The following is a 19,439-nucleotide window of genomic DNA, read 5'->3' on the forward strand; positions in this document are numbered from 1 at the left end:
TCCGGGCATGGCAGAACCTCATGTCGTGCCCGCTGTCGTGCCCCCCGTCCTGCCGCCTGCCGTACCCCATGTGGTGGTCGTGGGCGGCGGCATCGCGGGACTGGCCGCGGCCGCTTTCCTGAGCGGGCCGCCCGGCGGCGCCCCCCGGGCCCGGGTGACCCTCCTGGAGGCGTCCGGGCACCTGGGCGGCAAGCTGATGACCGGCCTGGTCGGCGGGGTCCGGGTCGACCTCGGCGCCGAGTCGATGCTGGCCAGGCGGCCCGAGGCGGTCGAGCTGGCCCGCCTGGTGGGCCTGGACGCGGAGCTGGAGCCGCCGACCACCGCCAAGGCCGCGGTGTGGACCAGGGGGGAGCTGCGCCCGCTGCCGGCCGGCCAGCTGATGGGGGTCCCGGGCGACCTGGCCGCACTGGCCGCCTCCGGCGTGCTCTCGGCCGAAGGGCTCGCCAGGGCCGGCCGGGACGTTCCGGCGGAGCTCGGCGAGGACACCGCCATCGGCCGCTACGTCGCCGAACGGCTCGGCCGGGAGGTGGTCGACCGGCTGGTCGAGCCGCTGCTCGGCGGCGTGTACGCCGGCCGCTCGGACGAGATCTCGCTGCGGGCCGCCGTCCCGCAGCTGCTGGCCGCCGCCCGCGACGGCGGACCGCTGGTCGACGGCGTGCACCGGCTGCTCGGCCGGGCGCAGGCCGCCGGTCAGGCCGCCGGGCCGGTGTTCCAGGGGCTGCGCGGCGGCATCGGGACCCTGCCGGAGGCCGTCGCGGAGCACTGCCGCAAGGCCGGGGCCGACCTGCGCACCGGCACGGCGGTGTCCGGGCTGAAGCGGACCGCGGACGGCTGGCGGGTGACCGCCGGCGAGGAGGAGTTCGCCGCCGACGCCGTGGTGCTGGCCGTCCCCGCGCCGCAGGCCGCCGCCCTGCTGCGGGCCGAGGTCCCGGCCGCCGCCGCCGAACTGGCCGGGGTGGAGTACGCCGGAATGGCGCTGGTGACGATGGCCTTCCACCGCGCGGAGCTGGACCGCCCGCTCACCGGCAGCGGCTTCCTGGTGCCCCCGGTGGACGGTCGTTCGATCAAGGCCGCCACCTTCTCCTCCAACAAGTGGGGCTGGCTGGAGCGCGCCGCCCCCGACGCCTTCCTGCTGCGCACCTCGCTCGGCCGCCACCGCGAGGAGCAGGCGCTCGGCCTGCCGGACGAGGAACTGGTCGCCCGCTCGCTCGCCGACCTGGACCTGGCGGTGGGCCTGCGCGCCCGGCCGTACGACACGGCGGTCACCCGGTGGGGCGGCGGTCTGCCGCAGTACCCGGTCGGGCACCTGGACCGGGTGGCCCGGATCCGGGCCGCGGTGGCGGGCGCGGGGGCGCTGGCGGTGTGCGGCGCCGTGTACGACGGGGTGGGCATCCCGGCCTGCATCGCCAGTGCCCGCCGGGCCGTCGACGGACTGGGCGGCGCCGGCGGCGCCGCCGACCCCGTGCGGGACACCCCGCGCGGTGAAGGGAGAATGGACGCATGACTGAGACCACTGCAGACCAGCCCGTGAAGAAGAAGGCCCGTGACCTCAACCAGGTCATCCGCTACACCATGTGGTCGGTGTTCAAGCTGAAGGGCGAGCTGCCCGAGGACCGGGCCGCACTGGCCGCCGAGGTGGACGAGCTGTTCGCCCAGCTCGACGCCAAGGACGTGACGGTGCGCGGAACCTACGACGTCTCCGGGCTGCGCGCCGACGCCGACCTGATGATCTGGTGGCACGCGGAGAACTCGGACGACCTCCAGGAGGCGTACAACCGCTTCCGCCGCACCGCGGTCGGCCGGGCGCTGGAGCCGGTCTGGTCGAACATGGCGCTGCACCGCCCGGCGGAGTTCAACAAGTCGCACATCCCGGCGTTCCTGGCCGACGAGCGGGCCCGCGACTACGTCTGCGTCTACCCGTTCGTCCGCTCCTACGAGTGGTACCTGCTGCCGGACGAGGAGCGCCGGGCGATGCTCGCCGAGCACGGCATGATGGCCCGCGGCTACCCGGACGTCCGGGCCAACACGGTGGCCTCCTTCGCGCTCGGCGACTACGAGTGGCTGCTCGCCTTCGAGGCGGACGAGCTGCACCGGATCGTCGACCTGATGCGCGACCTGCGCCCGTCCCGGGCCCGGCTGCACGTGCGCGAGGAGGTGCCGTTCTTCACCGGCCGCCGCAAGCCCGTCGCCGACCTGCTGGCCGGCCTGGTCTGACCGCCGTCGCGGGCGGCGCCGCGCTCAGTGCAGCAGCGCCGCCCGCAGCCGCGCGTCCGGTACGGCCTGCGGGCCGACCATCGCGACCGCGGTGAGCAGTTCGCGCTCGGCGTCGTCGACCGGCCCGCCGTGCTGCTGCGGCAGCCGGGCCGCCCGCAGCACCCGCTGCCCGGCCGGTGCGGCCCACCGGGTGTACGGGTGGACGTCGACCCGGGCCATCAGCAGCGTCCCGCCGGTGAGGACCAGCGGCAGCGCGAACCAGGCCGCCGCGGGCCCCGCCGTCCCGGGCCCGCCCAGCAGCAGCGCCGCCGCCAGCAGGGCCAGCGCCGCCAGGAACGCGGTCCTGACCTGACGGACCGCCAGCACCGTGGCCTCGCGGACCCGGGGCGGGGTCGCCAGCCCGGCCGCGGCGAGCCGTTCGCCGATCTCGAGTACGGTCGGGTGCCCGGCCAGCAGCGTGCGAAGCCGGGCGGTCCGGCACTGGCCGTCGCGGCCGACCGAGCCGATCAGCGCCCGCTCCAGCCGGCTGCGGCCCTGCGGGTCGACCACCGTGGTCCAGCCGGTGTGGGCCAGGTGCAGCCGGCCCCGGGCCGCCATCAGCACCAGCACCAGGTCGACCACCCGGGTCGGCCCGCCGGCCAGGTACGCGGTCTCGTAGAGGCCGACGCCGGCCGGCTGCCCGGCCGCGGCCGGCGGACCGTCCGGGTCGGGGCCGAAGGTGGCGGCGACCCGGACCAGCCGCAGGCAGGAGACGACGGCCGTGACGCAGGCGGGGATCAGCAGGAGCAGCCACATGGGGCTGTTGTATTCCGGTCCGGGACACCGGCGGAACACAACCCCGGACCGCGATACCGAACTGTGACCGAACCGTCCCGGTCAGGACCCGCAGCCGCCGCCACCGCCGCAGCTGGATCCGCAACTGCTGCTGGAGCCACAGCTGCTGGACGATCCGCAGCTGGACGAGGAGGACCCGCAGCTGCTGGACGATCCGCAACTGCTGCTGGAGCCGCAGCTGCTCGACGATCCGCAACTGCTGGAGGAGGAGCCGGAGTCCGAGCTGCTGCCGCACCACACGGCGGTCGAGCAGCTGGAGCCCGAGGAGTCCGACGTACCCGCCGAGGCCGAGCCGATCCGCGGCAGCAGGTTCTGGCGCAGCACGTCGTCGCTGAGCACCGCCGCGCCGCCGAGCGCCACCCCGCCGAAGAGCAGCAGGTCCGCGGTCGAGGTGGAGCCGGTGTCGTGGGGCCGCCAGGGCGCGCCCTGCTGCATCATGGCCAGCTGCCGCTTTCCGGCCGGTGTGATCCGGGCCCGGCCCGGCCGGGTGGACACCAGGCCGATCAGGCCGACGATCAGCAGGACGGCGAACGCGGGGAACGGGGGGAAGGAGAACTCGTTCTCCTCGGAGATCCGGTGGATCCAGGCGATGGAGGCCAGGACTCCCAGGACGACCGTGGCCGCCATGGCCAGCAGCCAGAAGCGGCGGGCCCGCACCACGGCCCGGTGCAGGTCCGGACGGCGCATCAGCCCGCGGTCCGCGAGGCGGTTGCCGATCTCCTGCACCGCGTCCGCGCGGGCGACCTTGCGGCGCAGCGCGTCGAGGTCCAGGCGGCGGGCCGGGCCGGCCGCCTCGATCAGCGCCGCCTCCACGGCGTCGCGCGGCGCCGGGTCGGTGACCGTGACGGTCCGGTCGCGGGAGACCACGATCCGGCCCTCGCGCTCCATCCGGACGACCGCCGTGTCGGCGACCCGGCCCGGCCCCCCGGCCAGGAAGGCGGTGTCGAACAGGCCCAGGCCGCGGCCCGGCAGCCCCTGCGGGTTGGGGACCCGCCGCATCCGCCGCAGGGCGGTGGAGGTCCAGATCATGCCCACGGCCACCAGGGCGCAGGCGATGAGGAAGTGTGTGTGCCACATGGTGTGTCGTCCCCCGTCGGATGGGTCGTGAGGTGGTGCTGCGGCCGGCCGGTGGGCCGGCCCGGCTCAGCGGCCGAAGCGGCGGCGCAGCCGCCCGGTGCCGGCCGGCCGGAGCCACTGGGTGAGGGCGCCGCGCCAGGGTGTCGCGGGCTCGGCGGTCAGCGCCCACTCGGCGAACGCCCGGGCGTCGGCCCGGTAGCCGCCGCTCTGCCGGTGCTGCCGCGCGTACCGGCGGAACAGCGGGTCGTAGGCCTCGCCGAGGATCGCCGCCAGGTCCGGGGCCACCCGGGCGACGGTGTCCCGGCGCTTGGCGGCCAGGCCCTCGGCCTGGGTGCGGACCTGCTCGGGGTCGAAGCCCTCGGGCACCGGGCCGTCGGCGACCAGGGCGGCCAGCAGGTCGGTCTGCTGCCGGGCGAGCCGGGCGCGGGCCATCAGGAGTTCGGGGTCGGCCTCGCCGTCGCCGCCGCGCAGCACGTACTCGTCGCGCTCAGACATGCTGCACCTGCTGGGTCAGCACCCGGCGGATGTCGTCGAGTTCGCCGGCCAGTTCGGCCGGCGGCGGGAAGTCGGCGTCCCGCTCCAGCAGGACGCCGGGCGGTGCGGTGCGGGCGCAGAGTTCGGCCAGCACCTCCAGGACGGGCGCGGTGACCGGGTGGGCGTGGGTGTCGTGCCAGACACCGCCGCGCTCGATGCCGCCGGCCACGTGGACGTAGGCGATCGCCTCCAGCGGCAGCCGGTCGAGTTCGGCGCCGATGTCGAGGCCGAGGTTGACCCGGTTGGTGTGCAGGTTGGCGACGTCGACCAGCAGCCGGACCCCGGTCCGTTCGACCAGTTCGGCGAGGAACTCGCCCTCGGTGAGCTCGTCCTGGGGCCAGCGCAGGTGGGCGGCGATGTTCTCCAGGGCCAGCGGCACCGGCAGTTCCTGCTGGGCGATCCGGACGTTCTCCGCGATCACCCGCAGCGACTCCCGGGTGCGCGGCACCGGCAGCAGGTGCCCGGCCTCCAGGCCGCCCGCCCGGACGAACGCCAGGTGCTCGGTGACCAGCGGCGCGGCGAGTGCCCCGGCCACCTCGGCGAGCCGGGCCAGCCGGGCGCGGTCCGGCGGCTCGGCGCCGCCGAGGCCGAGCGAGACGCCGTGCGGGACGACCGTGACGCCCCGGGCGCGCAGTGCGGTCAGCGACTCGGGCAGGTGCCCGGCGCAGATGTTCTCGGCGACCACCTCGACCCAGTCGAGGCCGGGCAGCCGCTCCACCACGGTGTCGATCTCGGACCGCCAGCCGATGCCGACGCCCAGCCGGGGCGCGGCCGCGGTGGTGGCCGCGGTGCGGTGTGTCATGGGTGACGCCTCCTTCCGGAGGTGCTGCCGAAGCGGCATGGGAGAGGAAAGGCAGGGAAGAAGGGCAAAGGTACCGGCCCGGGCGGGGGGCTCCGTCGCGCGCCCGCCCTGATGCTGAGGGTGTATCCCCGGGGGCCCGCTGCCAACCCGTCCCCGGCAATCTCAGAGCTGAACTTGAGCTTTCCGCGGGGCCCCGGATATTTCAGCGGCGCCCGGCCACCGGAGTGGCTAACGTGGCCCGCCTATGACTGTCACCGTCCGTGCCTTCCGCCCGTCCGACGCCGTCGCGGCGACCGCCGCCCACCAGGCCGGCCGGCCGCATCTGGTCTCCACCCCCGAGCTGGTCGGCTGGCTGGCCGCCCGCCCGCGCTACCACCTGCTGGTCGCGGAGTCGGACGGTCTGGTGGTCGGTTCGGCCAGGTTCGGCGAGCTGACCGACAGCGTCACCCCGCACCAGGCCTTCCTCAACGTCAGCGTGGTGCCGGAGCACCGCCGCCGGGGCGCCGGGGCGGCGCTGCTGACCGCCGCCGAGCAGGTGCTGCGGGCCAAGGGCACCACCCGGGTGCACGGCTGGGTCGACGACCGGCCGGGCGACCTGGCCTTCGCCGCCCGGTACGGCTACCGCGCGGGCCGCGTCGCCTACTTCGGGCACCTGGACCTGACCGCCGCCCTGCCGCCGCTCACCCCGCCGCCGCCCGGTGTCGAACTGCGCGGCGCCGACGCCTTCCTGGCCGACCCGTACCCGCTGTACCTGATCGACGTGGCCGGTTCCCTGGACGAGCCGGGCGACCTGCGACTGGACGCCCAGCCGTACGAGGAGTGGCTCGCCGAGGTCTGGGACCGCCCGGACCTCGACCGCGCGCTCAGCGTCGTCGCGGTGGCGGACGGCGTCCCGGCGGCGCTCAGCGCGGTGCAGACCGACGGCGCCACCCGGTACTGGTCGGCCTTCACGGCCACCCGTCCCGAGTTCCGCGGGCGGGGCCTGGCCAAGCTCGCCAAGCTGGACTCCCTGCACCGGGCCCACGCGGCCGGCCTGACCGCGGCGTACACCAGCAACGACGGCACCAACGGGCCGATGCTGGCGATCAACGCCTGGCTCGGCTACCGGCGTTGCGCCGGCGAGCTGAAGCACGTCCGGGACCTCGCCCCCTGACGGTGCCGGGCGGCGCCGGCTACTCGATCTCCACCCCGTGGGCGCGGGCCAGGCCCGCCAGGCCGTCCGACCAGCCCTGGCCCACCGCGCGCAGCTTCCACACCTCGTCGGCGGCGCCGGCCCGGTGCCGGTAGACCTCGGCGACCAGCATCGCGGAGATGCCGGGGTCGGCGGGCGGGGTGAAGGTCCAGCCGGTACCGGCGGCGCCGCGCACCTCCAGCCGGGCGTCCCGCAGCTGCCCGCAGTCGGTGCCCGCGTCGGTGTCCATGTTCACCGAGACGGCGACCCGCCGGACCGCGGCCGGCAGCACGCGCGGCCGGATGGTCGCGGTCTCGGTCGTGCGGCCGCCGGACGTCCCCTTCGGACCGAGCACCACGGCGCCGCCGGCCGCCCGCGGCTGGTGGTAGAAGACGAAGTCCTGGTCGCCCCGCACGGTGCCGTCGGCGGTGAGCAGCAGCAGCGTGAGGTCGGCCTCGGCCCCGGCGGCGCCGAACACGACGGACAGTTCGGCGAGGTCGGCGTCGGGCAGGACGACGTTCTGCCCGGGGGCCAGCGGCTCGGCCTGCTCCGTGCGGGCCGGGGTCGTGCGGGCCGGGGCGGTGCGGGGGCGCGCGGCACCGGCGGTCCCGGGGCGGGCGCCGAGCCGGCCGGCCAGGCCGTGCTGGTGCAGCAGCTCCACCAGCTGTTCGCCGTCGACCAGGGTCAGCGGCTTGCCCTTGACCCAGTCCCGGGAGCCCTTGCCGAAGGTCGCGGTGGTGACCAGGATGCCCTTGTTCGCGCCGTGGTGGACCCGGGTGGCGTCCAGGTCGCGGACCGCGGTCGGGTCGACCCGCCCCCGGTAGCGCTTGGCCTGGATGACGATCTGTCCGCCGGTGATCGGGTCGGGGTCCTCGGCGACCACGTCCACGCCCTGGTCGCCGCTGCGCGCGGTGGTCCTGGTGAGGAAGCCGCGGCGGCGGAACAGCTCGGCGACCAGCTCCTCGAACTCCAGCGGGTCCATCACGAACAGGTCCGGCTCCTCGCCGTCGCCGGACGCCGGGCGGCCGGCCGCGACGGGCGCCGCGGGTTCCGGCGCGGCGGCGGTGGCGTCGGCGGGCCGGGCGGCCGGTACCGGCTGGAGCTTCTCCGGGCGGGCCGAGAGCGCCCCGCCGAGCCCGTCGACCAGGCAGCTGACCGGTTCGACCCGGTCCAGCGCCAGGGACAGCAGGCCGGTGCGGGTCACCGTGACCGACAGCAGGTACCGCCGGTCCGGGCGGCCGGTGGCCGGGTCGGGCGCCGGGACGTAGCCGTTGAGCGCCACCGAGTCGAGCAGCCCGTCGGCGTCGGCGCGGAAGAGTTCGGTCAGCACCCGCAGCGCGCACTGGGCCAGCACCTCGCGGTAGACCTCCTTGCGTTCGGTGGCCGACCGGTTCACCTCGGCCTCGCGGTCGTCCACCTTGACGTAGCGGTAGCGGGCCAGCGCCGGGACGACCTCGTACCCGGGCAGCAGGACGTCGACCGCGAGCAGCCGCCGGTCCGGCTCCCAGGCGGCCGAGCTCTCCTGCGGCACCCCGTCGGGCCAGTCGCCGCGCCAGGCCAGCGCGGTCTCGAAGTACTCCGCCACCGCGGCGGGTTCGCCCGCCGCGAGCCGGGCGGCCAGCCGCCGGGCCGGTTCGCCCTGCGCGGCCGCCGCCCGGCGCTGCCCGGCGGCCCAGGCGTCGTACTGCGCCCGGTACTCCTCGAGTTGGCGCAGCCGCTGCTGCTCGGCGGCCTGCGCCGCGTACCAGTCGTGCTCGAAGCGGGCCCGGGCGTGCCCGAGCCGGTCCTCGTACTCCCGGCGGATGCCGGGGTCGAGCAGCTGCTGACCGGTCGGCGGGACCACGTGGTACCAGGACTGGTCGGGCAGCGTGACCGGCACGCCCAGCTGCCCGGGGTCGAACGGGGCCGGCTTGACGGCCTGCCCCAGCTGCGCCAGGCCGAACGCCGGACCGGTCAGCCCCTGCGCCAGGATGCCCCGCAACTGCGCCATCCGGGCGTCGAGTTCGGCGGTCCGCCGGGCCGCGTCGTCCTCCCTGGCCTGCCGGTAGGCGCGCAGCGCCTCGCGCTGCCCCTGGGCGGCGGCGCGCTGGGCGGCCCGCTGGTCACGTTCGTACCGGGCCTGCGCCGCGGCGGCGGAGCGGCGCTGGGCCTCCGCCTGGCGGTGCTGTTCGCGCTGGGCCTGCGCCAGCATCCCGAGTACCCCCGTGCCGTACCGCTGTGCCACCGCGCGCCTCCCCGCCGTCCTGACCGATGATCAGTCTGGCACGGCGCGGGCGGCCCGGCGGCAGCGGTGATCGGACGGTTACTCAGCGGCTTCCCGGGCGCGCGCCGCCGCCCGCCCGGACCACCGGCCCGCCCCGGTCCCCGCTCAGCCGTCGGCGGGCCGCAGGGTGAGCGAGATGCTGTTGATGCAGTACCGCTGGTCGGTCGGGGTGCCGTAGCCCTCGCCCTCGAAGACGTGCCCGAGGTGGCCGCCGCAGCGGGCGCAGCGGACCTCCACCCGGCGCATGCCGAGCGTGGTGTCCTCGATGTACTCGACCCGGTCCCCGGCGAGCGGCGCGTAGTACGAGGGCCAGCCGCAGTGGCTGTCGAACTTGGTCTCGCTGCTGAACAGTTCGCTGCCGCAGGCCCGGCAGGCGTACACCCCGACGGTCTTGGTGTCGGTGTACTCGCCGACGTGCGGGCGCTCGGTGCCGGCCTCGCGGAGCACGTGGTACTCCTCCGGGGACAGCTGCTCGCGCCACTCGGCGTCGGTCTTCTCGATCTCGTAGCTCACGGCTGGCTCCCCGGCTCGCTGGTGTCGGGCCTGTCGCTCGCAGACCCGGCGCGCCTCCCGCGGAGCGGGCCGGGCCGGCGACGCACCGCTGCCGGTGCGTGGACGGCGCCCCCGGCCGCCGGCCGGGAGCACCCCCATCCTGCGCCCGGCGGGTGCCCGTCCGGTACGCCGTGGGCCGCCCGGGCCCGATCCGTAAGACACGCGTTAGCTTGCAACGTCCGCGAGGCGCGCCAGAATTTCGGGGCCCAGGTTGGTGACGTCACCGGCACCCATGGTGAGCAGCAGGTCGCCGGGCCGGGCCAGGCCCGCCAGCAGGGCCGGGGCGGCCGCGAAGAAGTGCTCGGCGGTGACGTCGGCGCCGGCCCGGCGGGCCGCGTCGATGATCAGCTCGCTGGTGACGCCGGGGATCGGGTCCTCGCGGGCCGGGTAGATGTCCAGCACCACCGAGGCGTCGGCCAGCGCCAGCGCCTGCCCCATCTCCTCGGCCAGCTGCTGGGTGCGGCTGAACAGGTGCGGCTGGAAGACCACCAGGACCCGGCCGGTGGCGGCCTCCCGGATCGCCTCCAGGTCGGCGGTCATCTCGGTGGGGTGGTGGGCGTAGGAGTCGATCACCTGGACGCCGGCCGCCTCGCCCTTGAGCTGCAGGCGGCGGCGGACGCCGGTGTAGCTGCCGATGGCCTTGGCCAGGTCGGCGGCCGGGACCCCGAGGGCGACGCCCGCGGCCAGCGCGGAGACCGCGTTGTGCGCGTAGTGCCGGCCGGGCACCGACACCGTGAAGACCAGCTCGGCGCCGTCCAGCTCGACGGTGACCTCGCTGGTCATGCCGCGGGCGACCACCGAGCGCACCCGCACGTCGGCGTCCTCGGCGGCGCCGACGGTGACCACGTTCAGGCCGGGCCGGCCGGCCACCCGGGCGGTCAGCTCCCGGGCGCCCTCGTGGTCGGCGGAGACCACCAGGGTGCCGCCGGGCACGATCCGGCCGACGAAGGTCTCGAAGGACTGGTAGATCTCCTCCATCGACGCGTAGTTCGCGTGGTGGTCCAGCTCCACGTTGAGCACGATCGCCACCTCGGGCGCGTACTTGTGGAAGCTGCGGTCGCTCTCGTCGGCCTCGGCGACGAAGATCTCGCCGGTGCCGTGGTGGGCGTTGGAGCCGGGGGCGTCCAGGTCGCCGCCGATCGCGTAGGACGGGTCCAGGCCCAGCTCGGCCAGGCTGACCGCGAGCATGCTGGTGGTGGTGGTCTTCCCGTGGGTGCCGGCCACCGCCAGCGCCCGGCGCCCGCCCATCAGCGCGGCCAGCGCGTCGGAGCGGTGCACCACCGGGATGCCGCGCTCGCGGGCGGCGGCCAGCTCCGGGTTGTCGGTGCGGATCGCGCTGGAGACCACCACGCTGCTGGTGCCGGCGGGCAGGTTCTCGGCGGCGTGGCCGATGTGCACCTCGGCGCCGAGCTCGCGCAGCGCCAGGACCGTCTCGGACTCCTTGGCATCGCTGCCGGACACCTTGGCGCCGCGCACCGCGAGGATCTTCGCCAGGCCGGACATGCCGGCGCCGCCGATACCGATGAAGTGCGGGGCGTGCAGGTCGTGGGCGGCGTCGTTCAAGAGAGTGCTCCGTACTCGGGTGCGGCGGGGCGGCCGTGGCGGCAGGACGGCGAATCGTCCTCGCGGAGGATCCGCAAGGACGATTCTGCACTACCGGACGGTGGGGCCTAGGAGTCCCGGGCGAACAGTTTCAGGACCGGGACACCCACCTTGTGCCGGGCCTGGGAGGCCCAGTCCCGGTGGAAGAACTCCTCCACGAAGTGCGGGGAGGTGAGCACCAGCACCTCGTCGGCCCGGTGCTGCTCGACCACCTCGCGCAGCCGGTCCAGCGGGCTGTCCTGGACCACTTCGCCGCTGGCCTCGGCCCCCGCGCGTTGCAGGTGGCGCAGGCTGTGCGCGAGGGATTCGCTCGCAAGAGTGGGGCTGTCGGCCGCCTCCCCCTCGTGTTCGTGCACCGCCTTGTCGAGATGGCCGAGGGCCACGTCGTCGAGCGCGCGCAGCAGCTCGTCCTGCCGTCCGCGCGGCTGCATCAGGACGACGAAGGAGACCTTCTCCTCGCCGTGGAGGGTGGTGACCAGCTCCACATCGGCGTCGGAGAGTGCTTTTTCGATCATCAATACGGTCTTGAACACGTGAGTCCCTTCGCGGTTGCAGGCCCCCGGGTCCGGCGTCCCTTCTCATACTGCCCGGAGGAAGCTTTCCTCACGCTGCTCACGCGCCACATGGGCCACGGTGGGGCGGGAACACCCGGTACCGGGCCCGATCAGGCCCCGGCCGCGGTCCCGGCCGCCGTCCCGGCCGCGGTGTCGGCGGCGCGCAGGTAGCGGGTGAACAGGAACCCGTTCTGCTCGATCAGCGACACCAGCCGCATCCGCGCGGCGGACTGCAGCGCCGGACCGTGCAGGATCCGCGGCGACTCCCCGCCGCTGAGCACCGGCGCCAGCGACAGGCAGAGTTCGTCCAGCAGACCGGCCGCGGCCAGCTGGCCCAGCAGCCGGGGGCCGCCCTCGGTCAGCTGCCGGTGCCAGCCCCGCCGGGCCAGCTCCGCGAGCGCCGCCGGCAGGTCCACCGCGTCCTCGCCCGCCACCACCAGGTCGGCCGCCGCGGCCACCGCCCGGCGAGCCTCGGCGGGCGCGCTCTCGCAGGTCACCACGACCGTCCTGACCAGCGGCGCGGTGAACAGCGGCGCCGTCAGGTCGAGGTCCAGGCCGCGCGAGACGATCGCGATCACCGGTGCCGGCGGCTGCCCGGCCGCCGCGCGGGCCGCCGCGAACTCCTTGCGCGCCCGGGCCGGCCGGTACCCCTCCGCGCGGACCGTCTGCGCGCCCACCAGCACCACGTCCGCCAGCGCCCGCAGAACACCGAAGATCCGCTTGTCGGCGTCGCCGGACAGCCCCTCCGAGAGACCGTCCAGCCGGGCCGCGCCGTCCAGGCCGCTGACCATGTTGGCGCGCAGCCACGGCAGGCCGCGGCCGACCTGCTCCGGGTACGCGTACACCTCGGCCAGCGATGCGAGCGACCACAGGTCGTCCACCGGCCCGGACAGGGGATTGATCAGCTGCTGCATGGGGCAGAGTCTCCCACCCGGGGCCTGCCCGACCACGCGCGCGCGCCCGGCGGGAGCGGTCGCACAGGCCCTCGCGCGTCGGCGGGGTGCACGGCAAGGCGTACCCTTTCCACGTGTCTGCTGCCCCTCACCCCGAGACCGCCGAGGCGATACCCGTGGCCCGCCCGGCCGCGCTCGCCGACCGCCGCCCCGTCGTCTCCGCCGAGCGCCTGGTCGCCGAGATGGTCCCGCCGCCGCGCTTCACCGGGGTCAGCTTCGGCAGCTACCTCCCCGACCCCACCCAGCCGAGCCAGTACGAGGCCGTGCAGGTGCTGGAGCAGTTCGCCGCCGGACTCAACGGCGCGGCCGCCGCCCCCAGGCGCAGCTGGTTCCGGCGCTCGGCCCCGGCCCCGGCCGGCCCCTCCGGGATCTACCTGGACGGCGGCTACGGCGTCGGCAAGACCCACCTGCTGGCGTCGCTCTGGCACGCCACCCCCGGCCCCAAGGCGTTCGGCACCTTCGTCGAGCTCACCAACCTGGTCGGCGCGCTCACCTTCAAGGGCGCCGTCGAGACGCTGTCCGGGCACCGCCTGCTGTGCATCGACGAGTTCGAGCTCGACGACCCGGGCGACACCGTGCTGGTATCCACCCTGCTGAGCCGGCTGGTCGAGAACGGCGTCAAGCTCGCCGCCACCTCCAACACCCTCCCCGAGAAGCTCGGCGAGGGCCGGTTCGCCGCCACCGACTTCCTGCGCGAGATCCAGGGCCTGTCCGCGCACTTCCGCCCGCTGCGGATCGACGGCCAGGACTACCGCCACCGCGGCCTGCCCGAGGCGCCGCCGCCGTACTCCGACGCCGAGGTCACCGAGCGGGCCGGCCGGGCGCCCGGCGCGGTGCTGGACGACTTCGACGCCCTGCTGGAGCACCTCAAGGAGGTGCACCCGAGCCGCTACGGCGCGCTGCTGGACGACGTCCGGTCGGTCTTCCTGCGCGGCGTGCGCCAGGTCGACGACCAGTCCACCGCGCTGCGGCTGGTCGTCCTCGCCGACCGGATGTACGACCGGGAGCTGCCGATCACCGCCTCCGGCATCCCCTTCGACCAGGTCTTCCCGGAGGAGCTGCTGCGCGGCGGCTACCGCAAGAAGTACCTGCGGGCGATCTCCCGCCTGGTCGCGCTGGCCCGGGACAGCGCCAAGTCCTGACCCCGGCCGCCCGCCGCGGCCCTACCGGGCGGCCGCCCGCGAGGCCGTCCGCCAGGCGGCCGTCACCGCCGCGTGCGCCTGCGCCGTCGCCGCCTCGACCTCGCCGGCCAGCCGCACCGGCGCACCGACGTGCACGTGCAGCACCGGCCGGCGCAGCGGCGCGGTCGCCAGACCCGCCAGCTGCTTGGCGGTCGACCCCGAGCTGATCCGCCGGGAGCCGGCCTGGCCGAGCGGGACCACCGGCGCTCCGGTCCGCGCCACCAGCCGGGCCAGGCCGGTCCGGAACGGCCCGGGTGCGCTGTCCGCCGCGTCCACCCGCCGGGGCAGCCGGCCCTCCGGGTAGATCACCACCACCCGGCCCGCCGCGAGCGCCTCGGCGGCCGCCTCCAGCGCCTCGGCGGCCCGCTCGCTGCCCCGGTGCACCGGGATGTGCCCGCCGCGCACCAGCGCGCCGCGCAGCACCGGGATCCGCCACAGCCCGGCGGTGGCCAGCACCACCGGCCGCACCCCCAGCCGGTCCAGTGCGGCCAGCACCACCCCGGGGTCCGCCAGCGAGGAGTGGTTGGCCGCCAGCACGCTGCCCGGGGCGATCCCGGCGCCCTCCTCGGTGCTGACCCGCAGGCGGCCGAGGGCCGGGACGACGGTACGGGCGACGGTGCTGAGCATCTGCGGTCCTCGGTTCGGTGCCGGAACGGGCACCCCAGTGTCCCGCCCGTCCGCGGCGGCCGGCCTGAGCCCCCGTACTCATCCCGGGCCCCGCACCCGTCCCCGGCCCCCGCACCGCCGCATCCCGCCCGGACTGTCGGTGCCTGGCCGTACGGTGGTGTCGTGCGTCCCATCACGAGTATCGAGCGGTCCGTGGCGCCCTTCGAGGTCGTCAGCCCCTACCAGCCGAACGGAGACCAGCCGACGGCCATCGCCGAGCTGGAGCGCCGGATCCGGGCGGGTGAGAAGGACGTCGTCCTGCTCGGCGCCACCGGCACCGGCAAGTCGGCGACCACCGCCTGGATGATCGAGAAGCTCCAGCGGCCCACCCTGGTGATGGCGCCGAACAAGACGCTGGCCGCCCAGCTGGCCAACGAGTTCCGCGAGCTGCTGCCGAACAACGCGGTCGAGTACTTCGTCTCGTACTACGACTACTACCAGCCCGAGGCGTACGTCCCGCAGACGGACACCTACATCGAGAAGGACTCCTCGATCAACGAGGAGGTCGAGCGGCTGCGCCACTCCGCCACCAACTCGCTGCTCACCCGCCGCGACGTGGTGGTGGTCGCCTCGGTCTCCTGCATCTACGGCCTCGGCACCCCGCAGGAGTACGTGGACCGGATGGTGCAGCTCAAGGTCGGCGAGGAGGTCGACCGGGACGCCCTGCTGCGCCGCTTCGTCGACATCCAGTACACCCGCAACGACCTCGCCTTCACCCGCGGCACGTTCCGGGTCCGCGGCGACACCATCGAGATCTTCCCGGTCTACGAGGAACTCGCCGTCCGGATCGAGATGTTCGGCGACGAGATCGAGGCGCTCTACACCCTGCACCCGCTCACCGGCGAGATCATCAGCCAGGACGACTCCGTCTACGTCTTCCCCGCCTCCCACTACGTGGCCGGCCCGGAGCGGATGGAGCGCGCGGTCAACGACATCGAGCAGGAGCTGGAGCAGACGCTCGCCCGGATGGAAAAGCAGGGCAAGCTGCTGGAGGCCCAGCGGCTGCGCATGCGGACCACCTACGACCTGGAGATGCTCCGCCAGATCGGCACCTGCTCGGGCGTCGAGAACTACTCGATGCACTTCGACGGCCGCGAGCCCGGCTCCCCGCCCAACACCCTGCTCGACTACTTCCCGGAGGACTTCCTCCTGGTGATCGACGAGTCGCACGTCACCGTCCCGCAGATCGGCGCGATGTACGAGGGCGACGCCTCCCGCAAGCGCACCCTGGTCGAGCACGGCTTCCGGCTGCCGTCCGCGATGGACAACCGCCCGCTGAAGTGGGAGGAGTTCCTGGAGCGGATCGGGCAGACCGTCTACCTCTCGGCCACCCCCGGCAAGTACGAGCTCTCCCGCGGCGACGGCGTGGTCGACCAGATCATCCGTCCGACCGGCCTGATCGACCCCGAGGTGATCGTCAAGCCCACCGAGGGCCAGATCGACGACCTGGTGCACGAGATCCGCAAGCGGGTCGAGCGGGACGAGCGGGTCCTGGTCACCACCCTCACCAAGAAGATGTCCGAGGACCTCACCGACTACCTGCTCGGCCTCGACATCCGGGTCCGCTACCTGCACAGCGACATCGACACCCTTCGCCGGGTCGAGCTGCTGCGCGAGCTGCGGGCCGGCGAGTACGACGTGCTGGTCGGCATCAACCTGCTCCGCGAGGGCCTCGACCTGCCCGAGGTCTCGCTAGTCGCGATCCTGGACGCGGACAAGGAGGGCTTCCTGCGGTCGGGCACCTCGCTGATCCAGACCATCGGCCGCGCCGCCCGCAACGTCTCCGGCCAGGTCCACATGTACGCCGACAAGATCACCCCGGCGATGGAGCTGGCGATCTCCGAGACCAACCGCCGCCGCGCGGTCCAGCAGGCGTACAACGAGGCCAACGGCATCGACCCGCAGCCGCTGCGCAAGAAGATCGGCGACATCCTGGCCACCATGTCCCGCGAGGACGTGGACACCGAGGAACTGCTCGCCACCGGCTACCGGCAGCAGGGCAAGGGCAAGGCCCCGGTGCCCTCGCTCGGGGCCGGCAGCAAGCCGCCCAAGAGCCTGCCCGCCGCCGAACTCGCCGAACTGATCCAGGACATGACCGACCGGATGCACACCGCCGCGGCCGAGCTGCAGTTCGAGGTGGCGGCCCGGCTGCGGGACGAGATCCGGGAACTCAAGAAGGAACTGCGGCAGATGCGCGAGGCCGGGATGGCCTGACCCGCCGCCCGGACGGCGCTCCCGGGGCCCGCGGCCCGTCCCGCGGTTTGTCTCAGGAGCGCCACAAACCACCGGTCCTGACCTGGCGACCCCCGGTCAGGCCATAGGGTTGGCCGCGGGAAGCTCTGCGACCCGCCCGTACGGGCCTCGACCGGTGTCGGCACCGAGGCCATCCGAGAGAGGACAGCACCGTGTCGGTGAACCTGGCAAAGGGCCAGAGCGTCAGCCTCCAGAAGTCCACCGGCGAGTCGCTGACCGTCGTGCGCATGGGCCTCGGCTGGAAGGCCGCCGCCCGCCGCGGCCTGTTCGGCCGCCGCACCAAGGAGGTCGACCTCGACGCCTCGGCGCTGCTGTACGCCGAGAAGACGCCCTCGGACGTGGTGTTCTTCCAGCACCTGGTGAGCAACGACGGCTCGGTCCGGCACACCGGCGACAACGTGGTCGGCGGTGTCGGCGCCGGCGGTGACGACGAGTCGATCCTGGTCGACCTGGCCCGGGTGCCGGTGCACATCACCCAGATCGTCTTCACCGTGAGCTCCTACACCGGCCAGACCTTCCAGGAGGTCGAGAACGCCCACTGCCGCCTGGTCGACGAGACCAACGGCACCGAGCTGGCCCGCTACGAGCTCGCCGGCGGCGGCGCGCACACCGGCCAGATCATGGCCAAGGTGGTCCGGGACGCCTCCGGCGGCTGGCAGATGACCGCGATCGGCGCGCCCGCCAAGGCCCGCACCTTCCAGGACATGCTCCCGGACATCGCCCCCTTCCTCTGACCGGCCCGATTGTCCGGCCCGGTGGTGTCCGGCCCGGTGGTGTCCGGCGCCGGCTCCGGCCCGGCCCCCGGCCGTGCCCGGAGCCGGCGTCGTAGCGGAGAGCAACGCAGGGGGAGAGGAACAGCGCCATGGCCGCCGAGCTGGTGCGGGGGCAGAACCTCCCGCTGCCGCACACCGCAGTGACCATCCGCCTCACGGCCGCCGGACACCCGGCGGCCGTGGTGCTGCTCGGCGACGCCGACGGCCGGATCCCCGGGACCGGGCACGTCGCCCACCCGGGCGCGCCCGTGCTGCCCGGGGTGACCGTGCCCGCCGGCCCGGCGGAGCAGTACGAGGTCCGGGTGGACCTGGCCGCGCTCCCGCCCGGCGTGGAGCGGCTCCCGGTGGCGCTGGTGCTTCCGCCGGGCGGCGTGTTCACCGCCGCCGCGGCACCCCGCGCGGCGCTGGCCGGCCCGGACGGGACCGACTTCGCCGTCTTCCCGCTCACCGGGCTCGGCCACGAGACCGCCGTGATCGCCGTCGAGCTGTACCGCCGCGGCGGGATCTGGAAGGTCCGCGCGGTCGGCCAGGGCTACGCCGGGGGCGCCGAGGCGCTGCTGCGCGACCACGGGGTGGACCGGCCCGCCGACCTCGCCGCCGCCCTCACCCCGGCCCCCGTCCCCGCCGGTCCCGCCGGGGCACCGGCCCGGGCCGCGACGCCCGCTCCCGCCCCGGCCGGCGGCTGGAGCGGCCCGCTGAACATCGCCCACCCGAGACGCCCCGCCCCCGGCACCACGCCGCCGCCCGCCACCCCGGCGCCCGCGACCGCCCCGCCCGCGACCGCCCCGCCCGCGACCGCCCCGCCCGCGACCGCCCCGCCCGCGACCGCCCCGGCGGCGACCGCCCCGGCGGCGGGCCACGAGGCGCCGGTCGCCGGTGACGCCCCCGGCTGGACCATGGACGAGCGGCTCTACAACCAGGTCTGGGGCATCTTCGAGGACGCGGCCCGGTCGGCCGCCGCCTACCGCTCCGCCGTCGAGTACGCCGACCGCCGCCAGGACCAGGAGATCGAGGGCCTGCTCGCCGACCCGCGCAGCCGCTTCGGCGCCGAGGCCGAGCTCGGCCGGATGCAGGCCCGCGCCCGCCGGGACGACCTGGTCTCGCGCGCCCGCGAGGTGCTGGACCGCGACACCGCCCAGCTGCTGGCGGAGCTGCGGGTGGTCGAGGAGGCCATGCCGGCCCCGATGGCGGCCTGGGACAGCGCCGTCTGGGCCGGCTGGACGCCCGTCGCCGAGCCGCCGCACGGCGTGCGGATCGGTGAGCTGAACCTGCCCGAGAACCCGGGGCTGCGGGTCCCGATGCTGCTGCGGTTCCCGCTCGGCCGCGGGCTCTGGGTGGACCACGGGTCCGCCCCGGAGTCCGCCGGCGGCCCGTTCACCGACGCGGCCGAGCGCAAGGCGGCGGCCTGCGCCGTGGCCGCCGCCACCGCCGCCCGGCTGCTGGCCTGCCACCCGCCGGGCGGCCTGCTGCTGCACGTCGTCGACCCCGGCGGCGGCAGCGCCTCGCTCGCGCCGTTCGCCCGGGCCGGGCTGCTCACCGGCCCGCCGGCCACCGACGCGGCCGGTGTCGCCGCCCTGCTGACCACCCTGGTCGAACGGGTCGACCTGATGCAGATGGCCCGCCGCGCGGGGGCGCCCGAGGCGCTGCCGCCGCACGTCGACCCGGCCGCCCGGCTGCTGCTGGTGCACGACTTCCCGTACGGCTTCGACGACGGCACCATCGCCAAGCTCCGCTACCTGGCCGAGGAGGGCCCCGAGGCCGGGGTGCACCTGCTGGTGGTGGCGGACCGGGCCGAGGCGAGGGCGTACGGTCCGGTGCTGGACCCGTTCTGGCGCGGGCTGACCCGGATGGCCCCGGTGCCCCAGGAGTACCTGGCGGACCCCTGGGTCGAGCACCTGTGGACGTACACCCCGGCGGTCCCGGAGCCCGGCGGCCTTGTGCTGCCCGCGCTGCTGGAGCGGATCGCGATGGCCGGCCGGGCGGCCCGCTGACCCGGCCCCCACCCCGGTC

The 19,439-nt window shown here is 75.3% G+C and carries 15 protein-coding genes and 1 pseudogene; 7 read left to right on the forward strand and 9 right to left on the reverse strand.

Features of this window, described 5'->3' with window-relative positions; translation table 11 throughout:
• Nucleotides 1-7: 7 nt before the first annotated feature.
• Nucleotides 8-1,504, forward strand: a complete 1,497-nt coding sequence (gene hemG / locus AC2TEW_RS27455) for a protoporphyrinogen oxidase (RefSeq protein ID WP_484626039.1) — start codon at nt 8-10, stop codon at nt 1,502-1,504.
• A complete protein-coding gene (gene hemQ / locus AC2TEW_RS27460) occupies nt 1,501-2,214 on the forward strand; it encodes a hydrogen peroxide-dependent heme synthase (RefSeq protein WP_484626040.1) in 714 nt (237 codons plus the stop codon). The genes hemG and hemQ overlap by 4 nt, the downstream gene beginning before the upstream one ends.
• A 24-nt stretch (nt 2,215-2,238) precedes the next feature.
• Here the strand turns inward: hemQ and AC2TEW_RS27465 are convergent, their stop codons facing one another.
• From AC2TEW_RS27465 to AC2TEW_RS27475, 3 genes and pseudogenes are all read right to left on the reverse strand, one after another.
• Nucleotides 2,239-3,009, reverse strand: coding sequence for a TIGR04222 domain-containing membrane protein (locus AC2TEW_RS27465; protein WP_484626041.1), 771 nt, complete (start codon nt 3,007-3,009; stop codon nt 2,239-2,241).
• An 81-nt stretch (nt 3,010-3,090) separates the two neighbouring features.
• Nucleotides 3,091-4,125 carry a TIGR04222 domain-containing membrane protein gene (locus tag AC2TEW_RS27470; RefSeq protein ID WP_484626042.1) on the reverse strand — a complete coding sequence of 345 codons (1,035 nt, stop codon included), beginning with the start codon at nt 4,123-4,125 and terminating at the stop codon, nt 3,091-3,093.
• A gap of 66 nt (nt 4,126-4,191) precedes the next feature.
• Nucleotides 4,192-5,461, reverse strand: a pseudogene (locus AC2TEW_RS27475) (MbnB/TglH/ChrH family RiPP precursor modification enzyme).
• Between the two features lie 244 nt (nt 5,462-5,705).
• Between AC2TEW_RS27475 and AC2TEW_RS27480 the strand changes: the two are divergent.
• Nucleotides 5,706-6,614 carry a GNAT family N-acetyltransferase gene (locus AC2TEW_RS27480; protein WP_484626043.1) on the forward strand — a complete coding sequence of 303 codons (909 nt, stop codon included), beginning with the start codon at nt 5,706-5,708 and terminating at the stop codon, nt 6,612-6,614.
• 19 nt (nt 6,615-6,633) lie between these two features.
• Here AC2TEW_RS27480 and AC2TEW_RS27485 read toward each other — a convergent pair whose 3' ends face one another.
• The 5 genes from AC2TEW_RS27485 to AC2TEW_RS27505 all read right to left on the reverse strand — a co-directional run bounded on the left by AC2TEW_RS27485 (nt 6,634) and on the right by AC2TEW_RS27505 (nt 12,517).
• Entirely contained in the window at nt 6,634-8,856 is a 2,223-nt protein-coding gene (locus tag AC2TEW_RS27485) for a restriction endonuclease (RefSeq protein ID WP_484626044.1), read from the reverse strand.
• 144 nt (nt 8,857-9,000) lie between these two features.
• Nucleotides 9,001-9,408, reverse strand: coding sequence for a peptide-methionine (R)-S-oxide reductase MsrB (msrB, locus tag AC2TEW_RS27490; RefSeq protein ID WP_484626045.1), 408 nt, complete (start codon nt 9,406-9,408; stop codon nt 9,001-9,003).
• 204 nt (nt 9,409-9,612) lie between these two features.
• Nucleotides 9,613-10,989: a UDP-N-acetylmuramate--L-alanine ligase gene (gene murC / locus AC2TEW_RS27495; protein ID WP_484626076.1), complete on the reverse strand. Its 1,377-nt coding sequence runs from the start codon at nt 10,987-10,989 to the stop codon at nt 9,613-9,615.
• A gap of 128 nt (nt 10,990-11,117) precedes the next feature.
• Nucleotides 11,118-11,582, reverse strand: coding sequence for an indole-3-glycerol phosphate synthase (locus tag AC2TEW_RS27500; RefSeq protein WP_484626046.1), 465 nt, complete (start codon nt 11,580-11,582; stop codon nt 11,118-11,120).
• A gap of 131 nt (nt 11,583-11,713) precedes the next feature.
• Entirely contained in the window at nt 11,714-12,517 is an 804-nt protein-coding gene (locus AC2TEW_RS27505) for a pyrimidine reductase family protein (RefSeq protein ID WP_484626047.1), read from the reverse strand.
• A 113-nt stretch (nt 12,518-12,630) separates the two neighbouring features.
• Here AC2TEW_RS27505 and zapE point away from each other — a divergent pair, with 113 nt between their 5' ends.
• Nucleotides 12,631-13,698 carry a cell division protein ZapE gene (zapE, locus tag AC2TEW_RS27510; protein WP_484626048.1) on the forward strand — a complete coding sequence of 356 codons (1,068 nt, stop codon included), beginning with the start codon at nt 12,631-12,633 and terminating at the stop codon, nt 13,696-13,698.
• Between the two features lie 21 nt (nt 13,699-13,719).
• On the opposite strand, the gene AC2TEW_RS27515 is transcribed toward zapE, so the two are convergent.
• Nucleotides 13,720-14,364, reverse strand: a complete 645-nt coding sequence (locus tag AC2TEW_RS27515; protein ID WP_484626049.1) for a lysophospholipid acyltransferase family protein — start codon at nt 14,362-14,364, stop codon at nt 13,720-13,722.
• A 162-nt stretch (nt 14,365-14,526) separates the two neighbouring features.
• On the opposite strand from AC2TEW_RS27515, the gene uvrB reads away from it, so the two are divergent.
• From uvrB to AC2TEW_RS27530, 3 genes are all read left to right on the forward strand, one after another.
• Nucleotides 14,527-16,617: an excinuclease ABC subunit UvrB gene (gene uvrB / locus AC2TEW_RS27520; protein WP_484626050.1), complete on the forward strand. Its 2,091-nt coding sequence runs from the start codon at nt 14,527-14,529 to the stop codon at nt 16,615-16,617.
• A gap of 191 nt (nt 16,618-16,808) precedes the next feature.
• A complete protein-coding gene (locus AC2TEW_RS27525) occupies nt 16,809-17,390 on the forward strand; it encodes a TerD family protein (protein WP_033820137.1) in 582 nt (193 codons plus the stop codon).
• A gap of 128 nt (nt 17,391-17,518) precedes the next feature.
• Nucleotides 17,519-19,420, forward strand: a complete 1,902-nt coding sequence (locus tag AC2TEW_RS27530; protein WP_484626051.1) for a TerD family protein — start codon at nt 17,519-17,521, stop codon at nt 19,418-19,420.
• Nucleotides 19,421-19,439 lie beyond the last annotated feature (19 nt).

Source organism: Kitasatospora sp. NEAU-CNBT7 (genome assembly GCF_057220535.1).

Excerpts from the sequence above, each read along its gene's own strand:
- hemG (WP_484626039.1), top strand. The coding sequence starts at position 8 with ATGGCAGAACCTCATGTCGTGCCCGCTGTCGTGCCCCCCGTCCTGCCG.
- hemQ (WP_484626040.1), top strand. The coding sequence starts at position 1,501 with ATGACTGAGACCACTGCAGACCAGCCCGTGAAGAAGAAGGCCCGTGAC.
- AC2TEW_RS27465 (WP_484626041.1), bottom strand. The coding sequence starts at position 3,009 with ATGTGGCTGCTCCTGCTGATCCCCGCCTGCGTCACGGCCGTCGTCTCC.
- AC2TEW_RS27470 (WP_484626042.1), bottom strand. The coding sequence starts at position 4,125 with ATGTGGCACACACACTTCCTCATCGCCTGCGCCCTGGTGGCCGTGGGC.
- AC2TEW_RS27480 (WP_484626043.1), top strand. The coding sequence starts at position 5,706 with ATGACTGTCACCGTCCGTGCCTTCCGCCCGTCCGACGCCGTCGCGGCG.
- AC2TEW_RS27505 (WP_484626047.1), bottom strand. The coding sequence starts at position 12,517 with ATGCAGCAGCTGATCAATCCCCTGTCCGGGCCGGTGGACGACCTGTGG.
- AC2TEW_RS27515 (WP_484626049.1), bottom strand. The coding sequence starts at position 14,364 with ATGCTCAGCACCGTCGCCCGTACCGTCGTCCCGGCCCTCGGCCGCCTG.
- AC2TEW_RS27530 (WP_484626051.1), top strand. The coding sequence starts at position 17,519 with ATGGCCGCCGAGCTGGTGCGGGGGCAGAACCTCCCGCTGCCGCACACC.